The sequence below is a fragment of the Streptomyces sp. NPDC012466 genome (assembly GCF_042955215.1).
In the GTDB taxonomy this organism is placed as follows: Bacteria; Actinomycetota; Actinomycetes; order Streptomycetales; family Streptomycetaceae; genus Streptomyces.
Map to the genome: position 1 here is coordinate 1 of NZ_JBIBEQ010000007.1, position 21,945 is coordinate 21,945.

At 70.8% G+C, this 21,945-nt stretch carries 19 protein-coding genes, 1 tRNA gene and 3 pseudogenes; 15 read left to right on the forward strand and 8 right to left on the reverse strand.

Annotated features, from left to right (window positions below; genetic code table 11):
• The 4 genes and pseudogenes from ACFY9E_RS24775 to ACFY9E_RS24790 form a co-directional block, all read right to left on the reverse strand.
• Positions 1-359 (reverse strand): annotated as a pseudogene (locus tag ACFY9E_RS24775) (2-oxoglutarate ferredoxin oxidoreductase subunit alpha); the annotation flags it as partial.
• A 180-nt stretch (positions 360-539) separates the two neighbouring features.
• A complete protein-coding gene (locus ACFY9E_RS24780) occupies positions 540-1,199 on the reverse strand; it encodes a LuxR C-terminal-related transcriptional regulator (protein ID WP_390988376.1) in 660 nt (219 codons plus the stop codon).
• Between the two features lie 236 nt (positions 1,200-1,435).
• Positions 1,436-2,797, reverse strand: a complete 1,362-nt coding sequence (locus tag ACFY9E_RS24785) for a sensor domain-containing protein (RefSeq protein ID WP_390987638.1) — start codon at positions 2,795-2,797, stop codon at positions 1,436-1,438.
• Between the two features lie 294 nt (positions 2,798-3,091).
• Positions 3,092-4,315: a sensor domain-containing protein gene (locus ACFY9E_RS24790; RefSeq protein ID WP_390987639.1), complete on the reverse strand. Its 1,224-nt coding sequence runs from the start codon at positions 4,313-4,315 to the stop codon at positions 3,092-3,094.
• A 223-nt stretch (positions 4,316-4,538) separates the two neighbouring features.
• Here ACFY9E_RS24790 and ACFY9E_RS24795 point away from each other — a divergent pair, with 223 nt between their 5' ends.
• The 12 genes from ACFY9E_RS24795 to ACFY9E_RS24850 all read left to right on the forward strand — a co-directional run bounded on the left by ACFY9E_RS24795 (position 4,539) and on the right by ACFY9E_RS24850 (position 16,381).
• The gene (locus ACFY9E_RS24795; RefSeq protein WP_030234112.1) at positions 4,539-4,946 is read left to right on the forward strand and encodes an NADH-quinone oxidoreductase subunit A; all 408 of its coding nucleotides are present in this window, start codon (positions 4,539-4,541) and stop codon (positions 4,944-4,946) included.
• The gene (locus ACFY9E_RS24800) at positions 4,937-5,557 is read left to right on the forward strand and encodes an NADH-quinone oxidoreductase subunit NuoB (protein ID WP_390987641.1); all 621 of its coding nucleotides are present in this window, start codon (positions 4,937-4,939) and stop codon (positions 5,555-5,557) included. The genes ACFY9E_RS24795 and ACFY9E_RS24800 overlap by 10 nt, the downstream gene beginning before the upstream one ends.
• Entirely contained in the window at positions 5,554-7,083 is a 1,530-nt protein-coding gene (locus tag ACFY9E_RS24805; RefSeq protein ID WP_390987643.1) for an NADH-quinone oxidoreductase subunit C, read from the forward strand. The genes ACFY9E_RS24800 and ACFY9E_RS24805 overlap by 4 nt, the downstream gene beginning before the upstream one ends.
• Positions 7,080-8,048, forward strand: a complete 969-nt coding sequence (locus tag ACFY9E_RS24810) for an NADH-quinone oxidoreductase subunit H (protein ID WP_390987644.1) — start codon at positions 7,080-7,082, stop codon at positions 8,046-8,048. Before ACFY9E_RS24805 ends, ACFY9E_RS24810 begins: the two co-directional genes overlap by 4 nt.
• A gap of 2 nt (positions 8,049-8,050) precedes the next feature.
• Complete coding sequence (locus tag ACFY9E_RS24815) at positions 8,051-8,749, forward strand: 4Fe-4S binding protein (protein ID WP_390987646.1); 699 nt, start codon at positions 8,051-8,053, stop codon at positions 8,747-8,749.
• Positions 8,746-9,384, forward strand: a complete 639-nt coding sequence (locus ACFY9E_RS24820) for an NADH-quinone oxidoreductase subunit J (protein WP_390987647.1) — start codon at positions 8,746-8,748, stop codon at positions 9,382-9,384. Before ACFY9E_RS24815 ends, ACFY9E_RS24820 begins: the two co-directional genes overlap by 4 nt.
• A complete protein-coding gene (gene nuoK, locus ACFY9E_RS24825; RefSeq protein ID WP_390987648.1) occupies positions 9,384-9,782 on the forward strand; it encodes an NADH-quinone oxidoreductase subunit NuoK in 399 nt (132 codons plus the stop codon). The genes ACFY9E_RS24820 and nuoK overlap by 1 nt, the downstream gene beginning before the upstream one ends.
• Positions 9,779-11,773, forward strand: a complete 1,995-nt coding sequence (locus ACFY9E_RS24830) for an NADH-quinone oxidoreductase subunit L (RefSeq protein ID WP_390987650.1) — start codon at positions 9,779-9,781, stop codon at positions 11,771-11,773. Before nuoK ends, ACFY9E_RS24830 begins: the two co-directional genes overlap by 4 nt.
• Before the next feature lie 6 nt (positions 11,774-11,779).
• Positions 11,780-13,354, forward strand: coding sequence for an NADH-quinone oxidoreductase subunit M (locus ACFY9E_RS24835; RefSeq protein ID WP_390987652.1), 1,575 nt, complete (start codon positions 11,780-11,782; stop codon positions 13,352-13,354).
• Positions 13,351-14,874, forward strand: a complete 1,524-nt coding sequence (locus tag ACFY9E_RS24840; protein ID WP_390987653.1) for a proton-conducting transporter membrane subunit — start codon at positions 13,351-13,353, stop codon at positions 14,872-14,874. Before ACFY9E_RS24835 ends, ACFY9E_RS24840 begins: the two co-directional genes overlap by 4 nt.
• A 254-nt stretch (positions 14,875-15,128) precedes the next feature.
• Positions 15,129-15,992, forward strand: a complete 864-nt coding sequence (gene htpX, locus ACFY9E_RS24845; protein ID WP_390987655.1) for a zinc metalloprotease HtpX — start codon at positions 15,129-15,131, stop codon at positions 15,990-15,992.
• Positions 15,989-16,381, forward strand: a complete 393-nt coding sequence (locus ACFY9E_RS24850) for a YccF domain-containing protein (RefSeq protein ID WP_283974144.1) — start codon at positions 15,989-15,991, stop codon at positions 16,379-16,381. Before htpX ends, ACFY9E_RS24850 begins: the two co-directional genes overlap by 4 nt.
• 255 nt (positions 16,382-16,636) lie before the next feature.
• Here the strand turns inward: ACFY9E_RS24850 and ACFY9E_RS24855 are convergent, their stop codons facing one another.
• Positions 16,637-17,896, reverse strand: a complete 1,260-nt coding sequence (locus tag ACFY9E_RS24855; protein ID WP_390987656.1) for an amino acid permease — start codon at positions 17,894-17,896, stop codon at positions 16,637-16,639.
• A 193-nt stretch (positions 17,897-18,089) separates the two neighbouring features.
• Between ACFY9E_RS24855 and ACFY9E_RS24860 the strand changes: the two genes are divergently transcribed.
• Positions 18,090-18,356, forward strand: coding sequence for a GlsB/YeaQ/YmgE family stress response membrane protein (locus ACFY9E_RS24860; RefSeq protein ID WP_390987658.1), 267 nt, complete (start codon positions 18,090-18,092; stop codon positions 18,354-18,356).
• Positions 18,357-18,472: 116 nt separating this feature from the next.
• Here the strand turns inward: ACFY9E_RS24860 and ACFY9E_RS24865 are convergent, their stop codons facing one another.
• Positions 18,473-18,961 carry a YajQ family cyclic di-GMP-binding protein gene (locus ACFY9E_RS24865; RefSeq protein WP_283973896.1) on the reverse strand — a complete coding sequence of 163 codons (489 nt, stop codon included), beginning with the start codon at positions 18,959-18,961 and terminating at the stop codon, positions 18,473-18,475.
• Between the two features lie 220 nt (positions 18,962-19,181).
• Between ACFY9E_RS24865 and ACFY9E_RS24870 the strand changes: the two genes are divergently transcribed.
• Positions 19,182-19,263, forward strand: a tRNA-Tyr gene (locus ACFY9E_RS24870).
• Between the two features lie 163 nt (positions 19,264-19,426).
• Here ACFY9E_RS24870 and ACFY9E_RS24875 read toward each other — a convergent pair.
• A pseudogene (locus ACFY9E_RS24875) lies at positions 19,427-20,077 on the reverse strand (tyrosine-type recombinase/integrase); the annotation flags it as partial.
• Positions 20,055-21,238, reverse strand: a pseudogene (locus tag ACFY9E_RS24880) (FtsK/SpoIIIE domain-containing protein); the annotation flags it as partial. The pseudogenes ACFY9E_RS24880 and ACFY9E_RS24875, both read right to left, overlap by 23 nt.
• Here ACFY9E_RS24880 and ACFY9E_RS24885 point away from each other — a divergent pair.
• Complete coding sequence (locus tag ACFY9E_RS24885; protein WP_390987660.1) at positions 21,239-21,592, forward strand: UTRA domain-containing protein; 354 nt, start codon at positions 21,239-21,241, stop codon at positions 21,590-21,592.
• Positions 21,593-21,945 lie beyond the last annotated feature (353 nt).

A 21,945-nucleotide genomic window follows, 5' to 3' on the forward strand; every position in this document is an offset into this window, starting at 1 on the left:
CCGATGTTCGCCTTCAAAGCCGCCGGGTTCATCGCCACCAGCACGTTCGGCGCATCCCCGGGCGTGAGGATGTCGTGGTCGGCGAAATGCAGCTGGAACGACGACACACCCGGCAGCGTCCCGGCGGGCGCCCTGATCTCGGCCGGGAAGTTCGGCAGCGTCGACAGGTCGTTGCCGAACGACGCCGTCTCCGAGGTGAAACGGTCACCGGTGAGCTGCATACCGTCACCCGAGTCCCCCGCGAACCTGATGATCACCCGGTCCAGGCGCCTGACATCCTTCGCGCCCGCCGCTTTGCGCTGCTCTCCTACGACTGCTCCGTCGGCCTGCTCCGCTGGGCTACTGACCTGGCTGGTCACTGAACTGGACCTCCCTAGAGGCGGCTGTCCGGGAGCGGCCTTCCCGCAGGCCCTCCCAGGATCAACCCTACGACCGCAAGGGTCGCCTTCTTCGGGTCATTCGCATCTTGGACACGACATTGAGATGATCGCGCGCCCGGACTTGTCAGGATTTTCCGCGCGCCCTCAAGTCGAGGTGTGTCAGGAGTTGAGGTACGTCAGCACCGCCAGCACCCTGCGGTGGTCACCGTCGCTCGGGGACAGCCCCAGCTTCAGGAAGATGTTGCTGACGTGCTTCTCGACCGCCCCGTCGCTCACCACGAGCTGCCGCGCGATCGCCGAGTTCGTCCGCCCCTCGGCCATCAGCCCCAGCACCTCACGCTCCCTGGGGGTGAGCCCCGCGAGCACGTCCTGCTTACGGCTGCGGCCCAGCAACTGCGCGACCACCTCCGGGTCGAGCGCCGTACCGCCCTCCGCCACCCGCACCACGGCGTCCACGAACTCCCGCACCTCGGCGACCCGGTCCTTCAGCAGATAACCGACACCCCGGCTGGACCCCGCCAGCAGCTCCGTGGCGTAACGCTCCTCCACGTACTGCGACAGCACCAGCACGCCGAGCCCCGGGTGTGCCTTGCGCAGCTGCACCGCCGCCCGCACTCCCTCGTCCGTGTGCGTCGGCGGCATCCGCACGTCCGCCACGACCACGTCCGGCAGCTCGCCCTGCGCATCCAGCTCGGTGATGGTCTTGATCAGAGCCTCACCGTCACCCACGCCGGCGACGACGTCGTGCCCCCGGTCGGTCAGCAACCGGGTCAGGCCCTCCCTGAGCAGCACTGAATCCTCGGCGATGACCACCCGCACCCTGTCCTCCACGATGTTCGGCCCCCCACAGCCCGATGCCGCCCGTCCGCAGCCCACAACGGCTCCGCGCCCACCCGTGCGACGGGTCCAGCATTTCAGGGTCGGGAGGTGTATGGGGACGGGACCGGTTTCTTGACTGGCCGAACGAGTGGTTGGGGGGCGGGGGGAAGCTTCGGGGCCAGAGGTGAAGACCCCTGGCCCCGTCACAGATCACGGGGGCCGGGCCCCCGCGGCGGTCAGCGCACGTGCGCCCCCCGCCACGGCAGCTCCGCGGTCACCCGGGTCGGACCGCCCGCCGGCGAGTCCACGACCAGGATCCCGTCCACCGCGTCGAGCCGCTCCGCCAGCCCCGCGAGTCCCGATCCCTGGGCCGTGTCGGCCCCGCCCACGCCGTTGTCCACGACCTGCAGCATCAGCCGGTTCTCCGTCCGCCACACCTCGACGCCCGCCCAGGTGGCCCGGGCGTGCTTGCTGACGTTCTGGAGCAGCTCCGACACCGTGAAGTACGCGATCCCCTCGATCGCCGGCGCCGGCCGCTCCGCCAGGTCGACCTCGACCTGCACGGGCACCGTGCAGCGCGACGCCACCGACGACAGGGCCGCGTCCAGCCCGCGGTCGGTCAGGACCGCCGGATGGATCCCCCGGGCGAGGTCCCGCAGCTCCTGGAGCGCCGTCTTCACCTCGCCGTGTGCCTCGTCCACCATCCGCGCGGCCGTCTCCGGGTCCTCCTGCAGTTTCTCCTTCGCCAGCCCCAGATCCATGGCCAGCGCCACCAGCCGGGCCTGCGCCCCGTCGTGCAGATCCCGCTCGATGCGCCGCAGGTCGGCCGCCGCCGTGTCCACCACGACCCCCCGGTCCGACTCCAGCTCCACCACCCGCGAGACCAGCCGCGACGGGCCGAGCAGTCCGTGCACCATCAGCCGGTCCACCATCGTCAGCGCCCGCACGATCCACGGCGTGGCGATCGTGAACAGCAGCCCCACCAGCGCGGTCACCGTGATCTCGAAGGGGTTGTCCAGGTAGATCCGGTGCGCCTCGTCGCCGTACAGCTGGACGCCGTCCTGCCCGGCGTACATCGGGAACACCCAGAACCACAGCGGGTACGTCAGCAGCGCCCAGCCCAGCACCCAGACGTTCACGGCGACGACGAACGAGAACACCGCCCAGGGCAGCTGCAGCACCGCGTAGAGCAGCGCCCGCCACGAGGCGCCGCTCTTGAGGACGGCCCCCATCCACGCCAGGGCCCCCGCCTTCCTCACCCGCAGCGGCTCCGGCTCGGCCACCTCCAGACCCAGCAGGGCCCGTGCCCGCGTCCGCTCCATCGCGCCGAAGCCGCGGCACCCGGCGAGCGCCGCCGCCAGCACCGGGATGCCCAGGAACGTGACCAGCAGGCCCGCCCCCAGCGACACCATCGTGACCGCGTAGGTGAACAGCAGGATGCTGATCGGCAGGCTGAGCAGCACATGGGCGAGCTCGCGCCAGGTGCGGCCCTCGACCGGCGCCCGCAGCGCGGCGGGCACCCGGTGCCGCCGTTCGGTGCTCCCGGTGAACCCGGACCCGCTGTCGAGCCCGTATCCCTGTCCGTACTCCGTGGCCATCGGCGTCGTCCTTCTCCTCGTCCTGCGGCTGTGCTCCCGTACCTCCACCCTGCTCCGCCGCAGGTCGACGGACCATGGAGTCCGTCGGCGTCTGTGGAGGGGGGTTTTCCCTACCTATGGCCCACCGGTCTATGGCCCACCGGTCTATGGCCCACCGGTCTATGGCCCACCGGTCTACGGCCGACTGGGCCACGGCCCGGTGGAATAAGGCCTACTGGGCCGGGGTTCGCCGGGCTGAGACTCGGCGGACCACGGCCCGGTGGGCCACGACGTGCAGGGTCCCGGCCCGGAGGCTCAACGTGCGCCCATGGCGACGGTGGCGTCGCCACGGTCGCGCCACGGCAGCTCCGCCGTGATCGTCGTCGGGCCGCCCGGAGGCGACTCCAGGACGAACAGCCCGTCGACGGCGTTCAGCCGGTCCGCCAGGCCCTTCATCCCCGTACCGCCGTCGAGGCTCGCGCCCCCGCCCCCGTCGTCCCACACCTGTATGAGGAGCCGGGTGTCCGTCCGCCACACCTCCACCGAGGCCGCGTTCGCCCCGCTGTGCTTGCTGACGTTCTGCAGCAGCTCCGAGACGGTGAAGTAGGCGATGCCCTCGATGGCCGCGGCCGGCCGCTCCGGCAGATCGACCGTCACCTTCACCGGAACCGTGCAGCGCGAGGCGACCGACGACAGGGCCGCGTCCAGCCCGCGGTCTGTCAGGACCGCCGGATGGATACCGCGCGCCAGATCACGCAGCTCCTGGAGCGCCAGCTTCACCTCGCCGTGTGCCTCCTCGACCATTGCCGCCGCCGCGTCGGGATCCTCCAGCACCTTCTCCTTGGCCAGGCCGAGACCCATGGCCAGCGCCACCAGCCGGGCCTGCGCCCCGTCGTGCAGATCCCGCTCGATGCGCCGCAGGTCGGCCGCCGCCGTGTCCACCACGACCCCCCGGTCCGACTCCAGCTCGGAGATCCGCCGCTCCAGCTCGTCGGAGGGCGACAGCAGCCCCCGCACCATGGCCCGGTCGGCGTTGGTCAGCCCGCGGGCGATGAACGGCAGCACCGGCCACAGCACGAACAGCGAGGTCAGCGTGACGGTGAAGGTGAGGACGCCCCACGGCAGCCGGATGAACTCGTACAGGACCGTGCGCCAGCCCACCGGGTCCTTCAGCTGCATCCACAGCCGCTGGAAGAAGCCGCCCTCGCCGCGCAGCCGCAGCCGGCTCGGCTCGTCCACCCGCACTCCGAGCAGCGCCCTGGCCCGCGCCCGCTCCAGCCTGCCCAACTGCCGCGCGCCCACGAGTCCGGCGGCGAGCAGCGGGAACCCAATCACCGTGACGGTCAGTCCGAAACCGGTGAACAGCACCGTCACGACGTAGGTGAATCCGAGCAGCGCGACCGGAAGGTTGGCCAGCAGGTGCGCGATCTCTTTCCAGGTGTGCCGGTCGTAGGCGAGACGCGGGGGCGGCGGACGGTCGTCCGGCCCGGCCGCCGTGGAGGCCGCCTTGGTACCCGGGGACGGGATGCGTTGGGTCATATGCGTTAGCGTGCCCGGCGGCGGGCGGCCGCGCCATGAGGTGGACCGCCAGGATCAACTGAGGAAAACCCCACCCCCGCATGCCGGGCCGTGACGGGCTGCTTACCCTGCCTTTATCAGGGCCTAGACTCCCGTGCGTACAGATCGTCGAACGGCGGCATCCGAGTGAGCCGCAGCATCGTCGCAGGATCCAGGTCCGAGTTTCAGGGAGCGAGGGACGGACGTGCCGGAACCGACCGTCGTCACCACGACCGTCGTCGCGGCGGACTACTTCCAGTCCTATTCGGTCGTCGGACTGCTCGCCGTCGTCGGTGTGCTGTTCGTCGCCGTCGCCTTCGGGGCCGGCCGCCTGCTGCGGCCCGTGGTCCCCACCCCCGAGAAGCTCCTGACATACGAATGCGGCGTCGACCCCGTGGGCGAGGGCTGGGCCCACACCCAGGTCCGCTACTACGTGTACGCCTTCCTCTACGTGATCTTCGCCGTCGACTCGATCTTCCTGTTCCCCTGGGCGACCGTCTTCGCCGCCCCCGGCTACGGCGCCGCGACCCTGGTCGAGATGTTCATCTTCCTCGGCTTCCTGGCCGTGGGCCTGCTCTACGCATACAAGAAGGGCGTCCTGGCATGGACGTGAACCCCTCGGTGTCCGAGCCCGTTCTGCTGCCCGAGCCCAAGCGGCTGGGCGCCCTCGCGCGCCTCGCCCCCGAGCCGATGAAGGTGATCCTCAACTGGGGCCGCCGCTACTCGCTCTGGGTCTTCAACTTCGGCCTCGCCTGCTGCGCGATCGAGTTCATCGCCGCGTCGATGGCCCGCCACGACTTCATCCGGCTCGGCGTCATCCCGTTCGCCCCGGGCCCGCGCCAGGCCGACCTGATGGTGGTGTCCGGCACGGTCACGGACAAGATGGCACCGGCGGTCAAGCGCCTCTACGAGCAGATGCCGGAACCCAAGTACGTCATCTCCTTCGGCGCGTGCAGCAACTGCGGCGGCCCCTACTGGGACTCGTACTCCGTCACCAAGGGCGTCGACCAGATCATCCCCGTCGACGTCTACGTCCCCGGTTGCCCGCCCCGGCCCGAGGCGCTGCTCCAGGGCATCCTCAAGCTCCAGGAGAAGATCGCCCGCGAGTCGCTGGGGGAGCGGTACGGCACCGCCCGCCCGTCGGCGGCGGCGCTGCAGAGCGGCCTGGTGCAGCCGCCCGCCCCCGCCCCGGGTTCCGACGCGACGCCGGGGGAGGGACGATGACCGCCGTCGGCTGGCTGCCCACCGACGCCGAGGAGCTCTTCGGCCCCGACGCCACCGCCGAGGAGTCCTACGAGGTCCTGACGGTCGACGTCCCGCCGGCTGCCTGGATCGCCGCCCTGCGAACCGCCCGCGACCGGCTCGGCTGCACCTACTTCGACTGGCTGAGCGCGGTCGACGAACCGGGCACGGGCTTTTGCGTCACGGCCCACGTCGCGGCGCTCTCCCCCGTACGGCGTCTCCTCCTGCGTACGACCGTCCCGCACGAGGCTCCCGCCCTGCCCTCGGCGGTCGACGTCTACGCGGGTGCCGCCTGGCACGAGCGCGAGACGCACGAGATGTTCGGCATCACCTTCGAAGGCCACCCGGGGCTGGACCACCTGCTCCTGCCCGAGAACTTCGAGGGCCACCCCCTGCGGAAGGACTTCGTCCTGGCCGCCCGCGTCGCCAAGGCCTGGCCCGGCGCGAAGGAACCGGGCGAGTCGGAACACGGCGGCCCCAAGCGCCGCCAGATGCTCCCGCCCGGCGTCCCCGACCCCAACGAGTGGGGCCCCCTCAAGGGCCAACTCCCTCCGGCCCCCGCCCGTCCGGCCCGGGGAGCGGGGCGCGCGGCAGGCGAACGCCCCGCCCGAGCCGCGGCACGTCCCGCGGGCGAACGCCCGGCACGCCGGACCCGCTCGGCCTCGGAGGGCTCCGCGAGCCAGACCGGTGCCGCGGAGACCCCGACCCCGGCTTCTTCCCCACGGCGGACCCGTACGGCGACGGAGGGCTCGGCGAGCCAGTCCGTCTCGGGTGACGCGGCTGCTCCGACTTCGACGGGTCGGTCCGCGGCGGGGGAGCCGGCTGCTCGGGGCGCGGCGGGCCAGCCCGCGCCGGGGGAGGCGCAGGCTCCGACTTCGGCGGGCCAGCCCACGCCGGGGGAGCCGGCTGCTCAGGGCGCGGCGGGCCAGCCCACGCAGGAGCCGGGTGGGGTGGGCCAGCCCACGCCGCAGGAGCCGGGGGGCGCGGGTCAGCCCACGTCCGGCGGGCCGGCCGCTCCCGCTTCGGCCCGACCGCGGCGCAACCGCTCGGCGTCGGAGGGTTCGGCGAGTCAGCAGCCGACCGGCTCGACAGCCGCGACACCTCACCCCGAGTCCGCGGTTCCTGACCCCGAGTCCGCAACACCTCACCCCGAGTCCGCGACACCCGGCCCCGACTCCGCGACGCCCGGTCCGGAGGGCGGGGGGAGCCGGCGGGCCGCGCCCGGCCGCGGTGACAGTCGGCCGGGCAGGGCTTCGAGCGCCCCGCGCAGCTCGGACGCCCCCTGGCACCACGCCCGCCCGACCTTCGACGAACCGGCCCCCGAACCCTCGCCGGAGGCGGGGCAGTCGCCGTCTCCGGAGCCGCCAGGCGGGTCGCAGACCTCCGCGCCCACGGACGACGACACCAAGCCCACCGGCAACCCCGACAACCCCGGGAAGCCCGACAACCCCAACCCCGGCAATCCCAACCCCGGCAACCCCGAGGACCCCGCAGGAGGCTCGCAGTGAATGACGTGCTCGACGTCGCCCTGCGACTCCTGGTCGTCTTCGTCGTCTTCCTCACCTTCCCCCTGGTCATCGGCCAGACCGAACACAAGGTGATGGCCCACATGCAGGGCCGTCTCGGCCCCATGTACGCCGGCGGCTTCCACGGCTGGGCCCAGCTCGTCGCCGACGGTGTGAAGTTCGCGCAGAAGGAGGACGTCGTCCCCGCGGGCGCCGACCGCCGCATCTTCCAGCTGGCCCCGGCCGTCGCCCTCCTGCCGTATCTCCTCGTCCTGCTCGCCATCCCCATCGGCCCGGGCGAGGGAGCCGTCGGCCAGGTCATCGACGCGGGTGTCTTCTTCGTCCTGGCCGTGATGGGCGTCGGCGTCCTCGGCTCGCTCATGGCCGGATGGGCGTCCGCGAACAAGTTCTCCCTGCTCGGCGGCCTGCGCACCGCCGCCCAGCTCCTCGCCTACGAACTGCCGATGCTCCTGACCGCCGCCTCGGTGGCGATGGCGGCCGGCACCGTCTCCCTCCCCGGCATCCTCGACGCCTTCGAGTGGTGCTGGCTGCCGTGGCAGATCGTCGGCGCGATCGTCTTCTTCGTGGCCGGCCTCGCCGAACTCCAGCGCCCGCCCTTCGACATGCCCGTCGCCGACTCGGAGATCATCTTCGGCGCCTACACCGAGTACACCGGCCTCCGTTTCGCCCTCTTCCTCCTCGCCGAGTACGCCGGAATCGTCGTCCTGTGCGGCCTGACCACCGTCCTCTTCCTGGGCGGCTGGCACGGTCCCTGGGGCGCCGACGGCCTCGGCTGGGTCTGGACCCTGCTGAAGACCGCCGTCCTCGCCTTCCTCGTGATCTGGCTGCGCGTCACCTACCCCCGTCTGCGCGAGGACCAGCTCCAGAAGCTCGCCTGGACCCTCCTCGTCCCCCTCGCCCTCGCCCAGATCGCCCTCACCGGCATCGTCAAGGTGGTGATCCAGTAACCATGGCCCCCCTTCCCGGCAGTGGCCTCGCCAAGGGCCTGGCCGTCACCCTCCGCACGATGACGAAGAAGTCCGTCACCGCGCAGTACCCGGACGCCCAGCCCGACCTCCCGCCCCGCAGCCGCGGTGTGATCGGCCTGTTCGAGGAGAACTGCACGGTCTGCATGCTGTGCGCGCGCGAGTGCCCGGACTGGTGCATCTACATCGACTCCCACAAGGAGACGGTCCCGGCCGCGACTCCGGGCGGCCGCGAGCGCAGCCGCAACGTCCTCGACCGGTTCGCCATCGACTTCTCCCTGTGCATGTACTGCGGTATCTGCATCGAGGTCTGTCCTTTCGACGCCCTGTTCTGGTCCCCGGAGTTCGAGTACGCCGAGACCGACATCCGCGACCTCACCCATGAGCGCGACAAGCTCCGCGAGTGGATGTGGACCGTCCCGGCCCCGCCCGCCCTCGACCCCGGCGCGGAGGAACCGAAGGAACTCGCCACCGCCCGCAAGACCGCCGAGAAGCTGGCCGCCCAGCAGGCCCCGCCGGTCACCGAACCGCACGCCGACGAGCAGGCCCGCGCCGCCGAGCAGCCCACCCGTCCCCAGGGCGACTCCAAGCAGCAGACCGACCAGCCGAAGAACCCTGGCCCGCCCGAGCCGGGCCAGTCCGGGCCGGGTCAGCCGAAGCCCGGGCAGGAGGGCCAGGAATGACCTTCTCCGCGACCGCAGCTCTCCTCGCGACGGGCCGGACCACCGGGGCCGCCGCCGAGACCCACGGCTTCCTCTCCCCGACCGGCGTCGAGATCGCCTTCCTCCTCGTCGGCCTGGTCACCTTCGGCGCCGCGCTCGTCACCGTCACCACCCGGCAGCTGGTGCACGCCGCCCTGTGGCTCGTGGTCGCCCTCGGCGGCCTGGCCGTCGAGTACCTCCTGCTCACCGCGGAGTTCATCGCGTGGGTGCAGGTCCTCATCTACGTCGGTTCCGTCGTCGTCCTCCTCCTGTTCGGCCTGATGCTCACCCGGGCCCCCATCGGCCGCTCCCCGGACGCCGACTCGGGCAACCGCTGGGCCGCCCTCACCGTGGCCGTCGCCGCGGCAGCCGCCCTGGTCTGGGTCGTCGTCGACGCCTTCCGCACGACCTGGATCGACCTGGACGGCCCCGCCGCCGGCTCCACCGAGGTGACCGGCGCGAGCCTCTTCCAGAACTGGGTCCTCCCCTTCGAGGCCCTCTCCGTCCTCCTCCTCGCCGCCCTGGTCGGCGCGATCGTCCTGTCCCGCAAGGCGAAGGCCGACGCCACCACCCCGAGCGGCGCGGACACCCGGCGTGACACGGAAGGGGCCCGCTGATGCACCTCGCCTATCCCGCCGTGCTCTCCGCCCTCCTCTTCTGCACGGGCCTGTACGGCGTCCTCGCCCGCCGCAACGCGATCCTGGTCCTGATGTCGGTCGAGCTGATGCTCAACGCCGTCAACCTCAACCTGGTCGCCTTCGACGTCTGGCTGAGCAAGACCGCCGAGGACACCCTGCACTCCGGCCAGGCCCTGACCCTGTTCACCATCGCCATCGCCGCCGCCGAGATCGGCATCGGCCTGGCGATCGTCCTCGCCGTCCACCGCAACCGCGGCACCGCGGACATCGACAGGCTCCGCGACACCGCCGAACGGCACGACCCCGACGACCCCGGCCACGAGGCCCGCACGGCCGGGAAGCCCGACGAGGCCCAGAAGGCTGAGGCCACCGCGTGACCACGACCACCCTCGCCGTCCTCGTCCCCCTCCTTCCGTTCCTCGGCGCCGCCGCCGGCCTGCTCCTCGGCCGCACGGCACCCGGCTTCGTCCGCCCGCTCGCCGTCCTGCCGACGCTCGCCTCCCTGGTGCTCGCCGCGCTGGTCGCCGTACGCCAGGGCGGTGACGCGGCCGTCGACTCGGCCACGGAACTCACCCCCACCGGCTCGGTCCCGATCGAGCTCGCCCTGCACATCGACGGCTTCGCCGCCCTCGTCGCCGTCCTGGTCGGCCTGGTCGCCTCCTGCGTGCAGATCTACTCGACGGGCTACCTGCGCGACGATCCGCGTTACCCCTCCTACGCCGCCCTCGTCTCGCTGTTCACCTCCGCGATGCTCCTGGTCGTCTACTCGGGTGACCTGATGGTGCTGCTGGTCGGCTGGGAAGTCATGGGCATCTGCTCCTACTTCCTCGTCGGGCACTACTGGGAGACCCCGGAGGCCCGGGCCGCCTCCCTCAAGGCCTTCCTGGTCACCAAGCTCGGCGACGTCCCCTTCCTCATCGGCCTGTTCGCCCTGGCCACCGACGCCGGATCGTTCCGCATCACCCGGATCCTCGGCACCGTCGCGAGCGGTGGACTCGACCATCCGACGCTGATCGCCCTGCTGCTCCTCGCGGGTGTGGCGGGCAAGTCGGCGCAGTTCCCGCTGCACACCTGGCTCCCCGACGCGATGGCGGGCCCGACCCCCGTCTCCGCGCTGATCCACGCCGCGACGATGGTCGCCGCAGGTGTCTACTTCATCGCCCGTCTCCTCCCGGTCTTCGAGGCCTCCCAGGCCGCGATGGTCGTCCTCGCCGTCATGGCAGCCGTCACGATGACCGGCTCGGCGCTCGCCGCGCTCGCCCAGGACGACATCAAGCGCGTCCTCGCCTACTCGACGATCGGCCAGCTCGGCTACATGACGGGCGCCCTCGCCGTCGGCGACCGCGGGGCCGCCGTCTTCCACCTCCTGTCCCACGGCGCCTTCAAGGCGCTGCTGTTCCTCGCCGCGGGCGTGATCATCCACGCCGCCGGCACCAACTCGCTCGCCGCCATGTCCCGCATGCGGAACCTGCGCGACCGCGTCCCCGACGCCTACTGGACGATGACCGTGGCGCTCCTCGCACTCGCCGCGATCCCGCCGTTCAGCGGCTTCTTCTCCAAGGAGGCCGTCCTCGGCGTCGCCGAGCACGTGGTCACCGGACACACCGAGCACGCCCCCGCCGCCGCGGGCTGGATCGTCCTCGTCGCCGGTCTGCTCACGGCCGTGCTCACCGCCGCCTACGCGATGCGCCTGTGGCTGCTGGCCTTCCGGGGCCGGGGCACCGAGGCCCCCGACCACGGCAGGCAGCCACTGACGATGACCGTCGTGCTGTGGGTGCTGGCCGTCCCGTCCCTGGCCCTCGGCGGGTTCACCTTCCGCCTGCTGCCCGACTGGTTCGACGGCCGCGACCTCGGCCCGACCCTGACCACCTCTGTGCTCGGCACGGGTGTGGCCCTGGTCGGCGGCATCGTCACCTACGCCGCCTGGCGGCACACCACCGCGCTCACCGCCCGCGTCCCGCTCGGCGCCGTCGCGGCCCACCCCGAGGGCGACGCCGCGCAGGTCGAGGCGGAAGCCATCGCCACGCACGAGCCGGCCTACGGGGACATCGCCTACGCGCCGGACCCCGCCGACCCCGGACGGCTGCTGCTGGGCCCCCTGCACCGGCACGCCGCCGCCGGCTTCCACGTGGACGCCGTGTACTCGGCCCTCTTCGTCCGCCCGGTCCAGGCCGCAGCGAGCCTCGTCCGGTTCCTCGACCGCGAGGTCGTCGAGACCTACGTGCGCGGTGCGGGTGCGCTGCCCCGCTGGCTCGGCGCCGCCGTACGGCGCGCCCAGACCGGCAACGTCCAGACCTATGTGAGCGCGCTGCTCGCCGGCACCGTCGTCCTCGCGGTCGCCGTCGTCCTCGTCGCCACCGGAGCGTGAGCAGGCGTGATCGATATCAACGAGTCCGTGATGCAGTTCCTTCTGGCGTTCGTCGTCGTCGGCCCGCTCCTCGGCGCCGCCGCCGCTCTCCTGCCCGCCCCGCCCGGGCTGAAGGGGAAATCACCCGAGCAGGCCGTGCTCCGGCACGGCGTCACCGTCACGGGCGCGGTCCTCATCGCGGCGATCGCCCTCGCGCTCGGCTTCGACCACGACCAGCCGTCGAAGATGCAGGCCGACACTGACATCAGCTGGATTCCCGCACTCGACGTACGCATCCACCTCGGCATCGACGGCATCTCCCTCCCCCTTCTGGTCCTGACCGCGCTGCTGACCTTCCTCTGCGCGCTCTACTCGTACTTCAAGATGCCCGCGGGTCCGACCCCGAAGGCCTTCGTCGCCCTGCTGCTCGTCCTCGAGTCCGGCACGCTGGCGACCTTCGCCGTCCTCGACCTGCTGCTGTTCTTCCTCGCCTTCGAGATGGTCCTCATCCCGATGTACTTCCTCATCGCCCGCTGGGGCGGCGAGGGCCGCAGCCAGGCCGCGTGGCGGTTCATCCTCTACACGCTGCTCGGCTCCGTGGTCATGCTGCTCGGCCTGCTCCTGATCGGAATCAAGGCGGGCACGTTCGACATGGTGGCACTCGCCACTGACAACGGCCGGTCCCTGACCGCATCCGTGCAGGTCATCGCCGTTCTGGCGATCGGCGTCGGGCTCGCCGTGAAGACGCCGATGTGGCCGCTGCACAGCTGGCTGCCCGACGCCCACACCGCCGCCCCGACCGTCGGCTCGGTCCTCCTGGCCGGTGTCCTGCTGAAGATGGGTACGTACGGATTCGTCCGGATCCTGCTCCCCATCGCACCGGACGGGTTCCGCACCTTCGCGCCCTACCTCGCCGCCCTGGCCGTCGTCGGCATCATCTACGGATCGCTGGCCTGTCTGGCCCTCGCCAAGCAGGGCGCGAAGGGCGACCTCAAGCGCCTCATCGCCTACTCCTCCGTCGGCCACATGGGCTTCGTCCTGCTCGGCATCTCGACGATGACCCCGACCGGCGTGAACGGCGCCCTGTTCGCCAACATCGCCCACGGCCTCATCACCGGCCTGCTGTTCTTCCTGGTCGGCGCCCTGAAGGACCGCACCGGCACCACCGACCTCGACACCCTCGCCGAGGAGACGGGAGCCGCCCTGTACGGCAAGGCCCCGCGCCTCGGAGGCCTGCTCGCCTTCGCCGCCGTCGCCTCGCTCGGCCTGCCGGGCCTGGCCGGCTTCTGGGGCGAGATGCTGGCCCTGTTCGGCGCGTTCCGGCCGGCCGAGGGCCTCAGCCGGCCCGCGTTCCTCACCTTCATGGCGATCGGCGCGTTCGGCACGTTGCTGACGGCCGCGTACCTGCTGATCGTGGTCCGCCGCGTCTGCATGGGCGCCCTGCCCAAGGACGCCCCCGGGCTCACCGACGTCCGCTCGTACGAGTTCGCGGCGTGGACCCCGCTCGTCGTCCTCACCGTCGTCGCGGGCCTGTGGCCCAAGGCTCTCCTCGGCCTGAGCGACCCGGCCGTCCAGCAGCTCCTCGCAGGAGGCACCCGATGAGCTCCCCGGCCCAGTCCCTGGCCGCCTCGCTGGTCCAGTCCGTCGACTGGCTCGCCATCGCACCGCCCACCATCGCGGCGGTCGTCGGACTCGTCGTGCTGGTCGCCGACCTGTTCGTCGCCGAGCACCGCAAGGCCCTGCTCGGCTGGACGTCGGTGGCGGGCCTGGCCGTCGCCACGGCGATGCTGCTGCCCCTGCTGGACGGCGACCGCAGCACCTTCTGCCTGACCGGCGACGCCGCCGTGTGCAGCTACACGGCCGACCGCTTCACCCTGGTCATCCAGTTCCTGGTCCTCGGCGGAGCCCTCCTCGCCGCCCTCCTGTCCGTCACCGCCCTGAAGGACGCCCGCAAGGAGCTTCCCGAAGGCGAGTACTGGTTCCTGCTGCTGTCCTCCGCGGCAGGCGCCGCCCTGCTGCCCGCCTCCCGCGACCTCGCGACGCTGATCGTCGCCCTTGAGGTCGCCTCCCTGCCCGCCTTCGCGCTGGTCGGCCTGCGGTACGGCGACCGGAAGTCCTCCGAGGCGGCCCTGAAGTTCTTCCTGTCCTCGGTCACCGCGACCGCGGTCAGCCTCATGGGCGTCAGCTTCGTGTACGCCACCACCGGCACCCTCTACCTCACCCAGGTCGCCGACCGCGTCCAGAACGTCGACGGGCAGTTCCACACCCTCGCCCAGACCGGCGTCGTCCTCACCCTCGTCGGCTTCGCCTTCAAGACGGCCGCCGTGCCCTTCCACTTCTGGGTGCCCGACACGTACGTGGGGGCGCCCCTGCCCATCGCGGCCTACCTGTCGGTCATCGGCAAGGCCGTCGGCTTCAGCGGCCTGATCCTGGTCACGGTCGTGGCCCTCCCGTCCTACGCGGACGTCTGGGGCCCGGCGCTGGCCGTCCTGGCCGCGCTCACCATGACCGTCGGCAACGTCGGAGCCCTGCGCCAGCAGGCCACGCGCGCGTACAGCGCGGTCCGCCTGCTCGCCTGGTCCTCCGTGGGCCAGGCCGGCTACCTCTTGGTGCCGATCGCCGCCGCCGCGTACTCCCGGGACGCCGAGAAGTCGATCGGCTCCACCGTCGCCTACGCCCTGATGTACGGCGCGGTGAACCTGGGCGCCTTCGCCGTGGCCGCGCTGGTCGGCCGCACGAAGTCCCTCAACCGCGTCGCCGACTACCGCGGCCTGTACGCGTCCAGCCCCCTGTCCGCGCTGCTCCTGGCGTTCTTCCTGCTCTGCCTCGCCGGACTGCCCCCGGGCATCATCGGCCTCTTCGCCAAGGTCACCGTCTTCTCGGCGGCCGTCGACGCCGGCCTCGGCTGGCTGGCCGTGATCATGGCCGTCAACGTCGTCATCGCGCTGTTCTACTACCTCCAGTGGACGGCCCTGCTCTTCCGCACCCCCGAGGGCGAACCCGAGAAGCACCGCGTCCCCGGCCCGGTCACCGCAGCGATCGTCCTGACCGGCGTCCTCGGGATCGTCCTGTCCGGCGCACCCCAGCTGGTCCTGCGCTTCACCGACACCGGGCTCTTCTGAACAGACCGGGCTTCCCGGAAAACCGGCCGCTTACACCGCGCGCGCGTGGGGCACTCGCCCCCACGCGCGCGTGCCGCTTCCCGGCGCCGTCACCCGGACGGTCCACAACCGCCGCCGCACGCACAAGGGAACTAGAGCCTCCCGCCTGGCGTTGACCAGTACGGGAGGGTCCACTGGACGTGAGAACGCGGCACCAGTGGCACCGACATCCAGCAAGCAAAGGTCCCCCTGCCGCACCACTTGGAGGGCGCACCGTGCACCGCCGGCACAACGGGCTCAGGACAGCGATCCTCCTCGGAGGACTGTCCGCACTCATCATCGTCATCGGCAGCTTCTTCGGCCGCATGGGGCTCGTCATCGCCGTCGTGGTCGCACTGGCCACCAACGCGTACGCGTACTGGAACAGCGACAAACTGGCGCTGCGCGCCATGCGCGCCCGCCCGGTGAGCGAGTTCGAGGCCCCCGGGCTCTACCGCATGGTCCGCGAGCTCTCCACCCAGGCCCGCCAGCCCATGCCCCGCCTGTACATCTCCCCGACGGAAGCCCCCAACGCCTTCGCCACCGGCCGCAACCCACGCAACGCCGCGGTCTGCTGCACCGACGGCATCCTGCGCCTGCTGGACGAGCGCGAGCTGCGCGGCGTCATCGGCCACGAGCTCAGCCACGTGTACAACCGCGACATCCTCATCTCGTCGGTCGCCGGCGCCCTCGCCTCGGTCATCATGTTCCTGGTCAACTTCGCCTGGCTCATCCCCATCGGGCGCTCGGACGACGACGACGGCCCCGGCCTGCTCGGCATGCTGCTGATCATGCTCCTGGGCCCGCTCGCCGCCTCGCTCATCCAACTGGCCATCAGCCGTTCCCGGGAGTACCAGGCGGACGCCTCCGGCGCCCAGCTGACCGGCGATCCGCTCGCCCTGGCCAGCGCCCTGCGCAAGCTCGAACTCGGCACGAAGCAGCTGCCGCTGCCGCCCGAGCCGCGCATCGAGACCGCCAGTCACATGATGATCGCGAACCCGTTCCGGCCCGGCCAGGGCCTCTCGAAGATGTTCTCCACACACCCGCCGATGGCGGAACGTATCGCCCGGCTCGAGAAGATGGCAGGTGGGAACCAGTGAGGACCATTCTCAACGTCATATGGCTCGTCCTGAGCGGCTTCTGGCTGTTCCTCGCCTACATGCTCGCGGGCCTGCTCCTGTGCATCACGATCATCGGCATCCCGTTCGGCATCGCGGCCTTCCGCATCGGCGTCTACGCCCTGTGGCCCTTCGGGTACACGACGGTCGAACGCCGTGACGCGGGCGCCCCGTCCTGTGTGGGCAACGTGCTGTGGCTGGTGCTCGCGGGCTGGTGGCTCACCCTCGGCCACATCGCCACCGGCATCGCCCTGTGCGTCACGATCATCGGCATCCCGCTGGGCATCGCCAACTTCAAGCTCATCCCGGTCTCACTGCTCCCACTCGGCCGCGACATCGTGCGGACGGACGAGCCGTTCGCGGTGCGCTGACGGAGCGACGAGGGGGGCATCCCTCCTCGATGTCCACAGGCCGGGGGTTGTCCACAGGCCCGCCCGCCTGTCGGTGGCGGTCTGCATGATGAATCCATGACCGCGATCGAGCAGTTGCCCGCCCGAGTGACGACCCAGACCCACAACAGCCACGCGGAGGCCGGCACTTCGCGCACCCCGGCCGCCGACGCGAGAGCATCCGCAAGACCCGGACCCGGAGACCCCTGAGCGCCCGGCCGCAAGGGGCGTCGGGCCCTAACGCCTCCCGGCTCCCTCCGTCTTCACTCCCCGCCGCACCGCGTACGCAACGGCCCCCACCGCCAGCACCCCCGCGCCCACCACCACCGAAACCCCGGGCAGCGAGAACGCCAGCACCGCGCACCCGGCCAGCCCTACCACCGGCACCCCCCGCGCCGCCGGCGCCGAAGACAAGGTCCAGGCCGACGCGTTGGCCACGGCGTAGTACGCCAGCACACCGAAGGAGGAGAACCCGATCGCGCCCCGGACGTCCACCGTGGCGGCCAGGACCGCGACCACCGCACCCACGGCCAGCTCCGCCCGGTGCGGCACCTGGAAACGCGGATGCACGGCGGCCAGCGCCGACGGCAGATGCCGGTCCCGTGCCATGGCCAGCGTCGTCCGGGACACCCCCAGGATCAGCGCGAGCAGCGACCCCATCGCGGCCACCGCCGCACCGATCCGCACCACCGGCACGAGCCAGGGCGCCCCGGCCGCCCGCACCGCGTCGGCCAGCGGTGCCGTCGCGTCCCCGAGACCGCCCGACCCGAGTACCGAAAGGACAGCCACCGCCACACACGCGTACACCACCAGGGCGATGCCGAGCGCCAGCGGGATCGCACGCGGAATGGTGCGAGCCGGATCCCGCACCTCCTCACCGAGGGTCGCGATCCGGGCGTACCCGGCGAACGCGAAGAACAGCAGACCGGCCGCCTCCAGCACCCCGTCCGCACCACCCGAGGCACCGATGTCCAGCCGCCCGGCATCGGCCTCACCGGACACCAGACACACGACCACCACGAAAGCGAGGACAGCCAGGACCAGCGCGACGATCACCCGCGTCAGCCACGCGGACTTCTGGACACCGCCGTAGTTCACCGCCGTCAGCGCCACCACGGCCCCGACCGCCACCGCGTGCGCCTGCCCCGGCCAGACATACGTGCCCACGGTGAGGGCCATCGCCGCACAGGAGGCCGTCTTCCCGACCACGAACGACCAGCCCGCGAGATACCCCCAGAACTCCCCGAGCCGCTCCCGCCCGTACACGTACGTGCCACCCGAAGCCGGATACAGGGCGGCGAGGCGCGCCGACGACATGGCGTTGCAGTACGCGACCACGGCGGCGAGGGCGAGTCCGAGGAGCAGCCCCGAGCCGGCGGCGTGTGCCGCGGGCGCGAGGGCGGCGAAGATCCCGGCTCCCACCATCGAGCCGAGTCCGATGACGACGGCGTCACCCACACCGAGGGTGCGGCGCAGTCCGGATCCGGGGGCTGTCATGCGTCGCACCTTACTGATCAGCGCAACCGGCGGGCAGAGCCGAGGCGTCCTGCCCACCAACAGGGCGTTAACGGGCGCGGCAAGGCCGCCGCACGCGAGACGCCCGACCTACGACGCAGGGTCTCGGCCTGCCGGAAGCAAGATCACAGGGCCGGGACAGTGCGGGCACAGCGTGAAAGGGCAGGTTCACGGCATGACCATCATCAGCTGGATCATCCTCGGACTGTTGGCCGGAGCCATCGCGAAGTTCCTGCTGCCGGGGCGCGACCCGGGTGGCCTCATCGGCACGACGCTGATCGGTATCGCGGGCGCGTTCATCGGCGGCTGGATATCGGCCCGCTGGATGGACCACCCGGTCACCAAGGACTTCTACGACGGTGCGACCTGGGCGGCGGCGATCGGCGGATCGTTCGTCCTTCTGATCGCCTATCGCCTTCTGTTCGGCAACTCGCGCGACTGACCGCGCCCGCCGCCCGCGACCGGCTGACTGACCGCGACCGGCAGACGAGAAGGGTGGACACCGGCAGTGCCCACCCTTCCTCGTGACCGTGCGGGCGGAAGCCCGGGGGACCGGACCTACCGGTAGTTCACGAACTGCATCGCGAAGTCGAAGTCCTTGCCCTTGAGCAGGTTGATGACGGCCTGAAGGTCGTCACGGCTCTTGGAGCTGACCCGCAGCTCCTCGCCCTGCACCTGCGCCTTCACGCCCTTGGGGCCCTCGTCGCGGATGGTCTTCGCCACCTTCTTGGCGTTCTCCTGGGAGATGCCCTCCTTGATCGACGAGAAGATCTTGTACTCCTTGCCGGAGAGCTGGGGCTCGCCCGCGTCCAGAGCCTTCAGTGAGATGCCCCGCTTGATCAGCTTGGACTGGAAGACGTCGAGGATGGCCTTCACCCGGTCCTCGGAGTTCGCCTCCATGAGGATCTGCTCACCGGACCACGAGATCGAGGCACCCACGCCCTTGAAGTCGTAGCGCTGTGAGATCTCCTTGGCGGCCTGGTTGAGTGCGTTGTCGACCTCCTGCCGCTCGACCTTCGAGACGATGTCGAAACTGGAGTCGGCCATGTCCTGTGGCTCCTTGTATCGGGGTGCGTATCGTGCGTACCGGCGTATGTGGGCGGCCGCAGGGCCCGTTCGGGTCCCGGGCCGCATCCGGACAAGCCTAGCCACCCCCGGCCCTCCGAGCGCCGATCAATCGGGTGGCGAAGCACCCCTCCGCATCGGGTATTGTTTACGTCGTTGCCACGGAGCGCCGCGGAAAAGCGGCTCGACGGGCAGCTACCCCGGCGGTGTGCCCGAGCGGCCAAAGGGAGCAGACTGTAAATCTGCCGGCTCAGCCTTCCCAGGTTCGAATCCTGGCGCCGCCACAAGACCGAAAGGGTCTGTGACCAGCAGCAATGCTGGTCACAGACCCTTTCGGCGTTACGGGCGCGCACTGGTCGCTATGCGCGCTTTTTCCCAGTATGTCTCACCCTGATTCGGGTGCTGACCAGCCCGTGTGGGGCAGATGTGGGGCAGCTTCAGACTTTCCTAGCCGCCGTTCCTCAGTGCCCGCTCGATGCGGGCGTTCGCCGTGGCGGCGCCGCCGTCCAGGCACTTCGCGCACACCCGGAACAGCACGGACACGCTGTGGCCGGTGCGCGCGGCCACCTCCTGCGGTTCCACCCCGGAGCTAAGCCACGGGGACACGGCCGCGTGGCGAAGATCATATGGACGCTTCGCGAGCAGTGATGCGCGCTGAGCGGGTGTGAGAGCACGCGCGCGGGCTTCCGCCCACACCTCGCCGTATCCGGTGTCCTGGATGAGTCCGCCGCGTTGCGTCCGGAACAGCCGCCCGTCGGGGGCGACGCCGTACGCAGTGACGTGCCACCTGAGCAGGTTCACGAGATCGGGCGGGACCGGCACGGTGCGGACCGCTTTCCTGGGCCGGTGCTTGAGCCCTCGCCGGTCGTGCGCTTCGCCGCTGTCCGTCCAGGCTGACCCTGAGCGTGGACGGGTCTCCCGCAGTCGCAGAGTGCCCCATCCCCGGCGGGGCAGGTCGCAGTCTTGGAGGCAGAGACCGATGACTTCCGCTGGCCGTGCTGCCGCGTAGTACATGCAGCCGAAGAACGCGACCAAGCGTCGCCCGCGGGGGCTCTGTGTACGCACGGCATCGAGCAGGGCGAGAGCCTGCCGGGGCTCTCTTGCCCAGGTCCATGCCCTCGGTCTCACCGCCGGTCAGGGCGACGCGGACCTTGCCTTCCCGGCGGATCATCAGGTTGCCCAGCACGCTGCCGGTGCCACCGAGCGCGGTGAGCACGGTGCGGATGCCCATGGCGCGCAGCATCCGGATGACTTCCAGGATCTTCTTGGCGAGTTGCTTCATCTGCCGGTCGGTGCTGATCAGGATTTCCGCGCCCTCGTCGATGACCAGCAGAATCTGCGGAATCTTGGAGCTGATGGGGAGCAGGTCCGTGTTCGCCTTGGCCAGCAGGTCCTGATACGCCTTCTTGCGGTGCAGTCCGATGGCCAGCGCGGCATCGAGCATCAGCGCGGCCTCCTCGTAGGAGGAGGTGAGCCAGTCCACGCCGGGCCGGACGGGCTTGCCGTCCTGGCTGGTGAGCTCGCCGTTGAGGGCGGGCAGGACCCAGGGCAGGCCCGCGCTGCGGCGTTGAGGTCGATCACCCAGGTGAGCACGTCCTGCGCGCGGGCGAATCCGGCGAGGATCGTGCGCACCATGTTCGTCTTGCCCGACCCCGTAGGACCGACCACGAGCGCGCATTGTTCGCGCAGGTAGGCGGAGACGATCTCGCCGTTGGTGCGCACCCCCCACGGCAGGCCGGACAGGACCGACAGGGGCCCGTAGTCGTCCGGGTAGGGGCAGTCCTCCTTGAGGACGTTGACCGTGGTCACGTCCATGATCGTGCGGCCCTGGTGGATACCGGGCCCCGCGGTGGCGGTGCAGCCGTGCGACAGCCTGGCATCCGCGGACAGGGCTACCGAGTACTGCGCGATCCGGTCCTAGGTGACGCCGCCCTGCGGCTCCAGATCCAGGGAGTAGCCCGCGCCGGTCGGCCACATCTCCACACCGACCACCCGCACGCTGATCGAGCAGATCCGCTGGATCCGCTCCACCCACTCTGCTGCGATCGCCCGCCGCTCCGCGGATAACTCCCGTGCAATCTCCCTCTGCTCGGCCGCGAGCGCTTCCTCCTCGCGGGCCTCCTCGAACAGGGCGGTGGAGCGGGCAGCTGCGCCTATGCCGACACCGATCGTGGCGAGGGAGCCGAGGGCGGCCCAGGTCAGGGGACCATTCGTCATGGCCCAGGTGGTCCATCCGGCGCCGACGAGCCAGGAGGCATAGTGGACCACGATCCGTATGCCCTGGCTGACTCCTACTTCCCGGAAGAGCTAGTCCGAGGTACGCCGTTGATGCTGCCCGAAGATGTGTCAGCGCCGGGTGGCGTGTCGGCCAGCGTTGGTCTCGTCCAGGCGCGCTATCGGGATGAGATCACTGTGCGGATGCCGACTCGTGCTGAGGTCGAAAAGCTGTCTCTGCCCTCCGCCACCCCTGTCGCAGTGCACATGCGCACGGGCTACGACGAGAACAATCGGCCCCTACGAGTAATGATCACGATTCTTCCGGGAGACCGTCATGTCATCAGGTACGACGTTTCAGCGGGACTAGGCACGTCTCTCAGGAGCAGGCAAGAGTGAAGGCCCTACATAGCATCGATCCGACGTTGCCGACCGACCGATATCCGGAACAGGTCTGGTACACGTCCTACGGTTCGAATATGCACCTCGATCGACTGGCTGCCTACATCAAAGGCGGTTGCCCACCCGGCGCGGCGAGGGAGTATCCGGGGTGCAGAAACCCGGCAATGCCCGCCCGTTCTATCCCTGTTGAACTGACTGGCGCGATGTATTTCGCAACCGAATCACCCGTGTGGGGCGGCGGGAGGGCCTTCTATGACCCCCAGGCAAGCGGACGAGTGCTGGCCAGGGCACACCTGGTGACCACCGACCAGTTCTCTGACATCGCCGCCCAAGAGATGTACCGAGAGCCG

Coding starts and splice junctions, on each gene's coding strand:
- ACFY9E_RS24785 (WP_390987638.1), bottom strand. CDS start 2,797: ATGGCCACGGAGTACGGACAGGGATACGGGCTCGACAGCGGGTCCGGG.
- ACFY9E_RS24790 (WP_390987639.1), bottom strand. CDS start 4,315: ATGACCCAACGCATCCCGTCCCCGGGTACCAAGGCGGCCTCCACGGCG.
- ACFY9E_RS24800 (WP_390987641.1), top strand. CDS start 4,937: ATGGACGTGAACCCCTCGGTGTCCGAGCCCGTTCTGCTGCCCGAGCCC.
- ACFY9E_RS24805 (WP_390987643.1), top strand. CDS start 5,554: ATGACCGCCGTCGGCTGGCTGCCCACCGACGCCGAGGAGCTCTTCGGC.
- ACFY9E_RS24815 (WP_390987646.1), top strand. CDS start 8,051: ATGGCCCCCCTTCCCGGCAGTGGCCTCGCCAAGGGCCTGGCCGTCACC.
- ACFY9E_RS24820 (WP_390987647.1), top strand. CDS start 8,746: ATGACCTTCTCCGCGACCGCAGCTCTCCTCGCGACGGGCCGGACCACC.
- nuoK (WP_390987648.1), top strand. CDS start 9,384: ATGCACCTCGCCTATCCCGCCGTGCTCTCCGCCCTCCTCTTCTGCACG.
- ACFY9E_RS24840 (WP_390987653.1), top strand. CDS start 13,351: ATGAGCTCCCCGGCCCAGTCCCTGGCCGCCTCGCTGGTCCAGTCCGTC.
- ACFY9E_RS24855 (WP_390987656.1), bottom strand. CDS start 17,896: ATGACAGCCCCCGGATCCGGACTGCGCCGCACCCTCGGTGTGGGTGAC.
- ACFY9E_RS24860 (WP_390987658.1), top strand. CDS start 18,090: ATGACCATCATCAGCTGGATCATCCTCGGACTGTTGGCCGGAGCCATC.
- ACFY9E_RS24865 (WP_283973896.1), bottom strand. CDS start 18,961: ATGGCCGACTCCAGTTTCGACATCGTCTCGAAGGTCGAGCGGCAGGAG.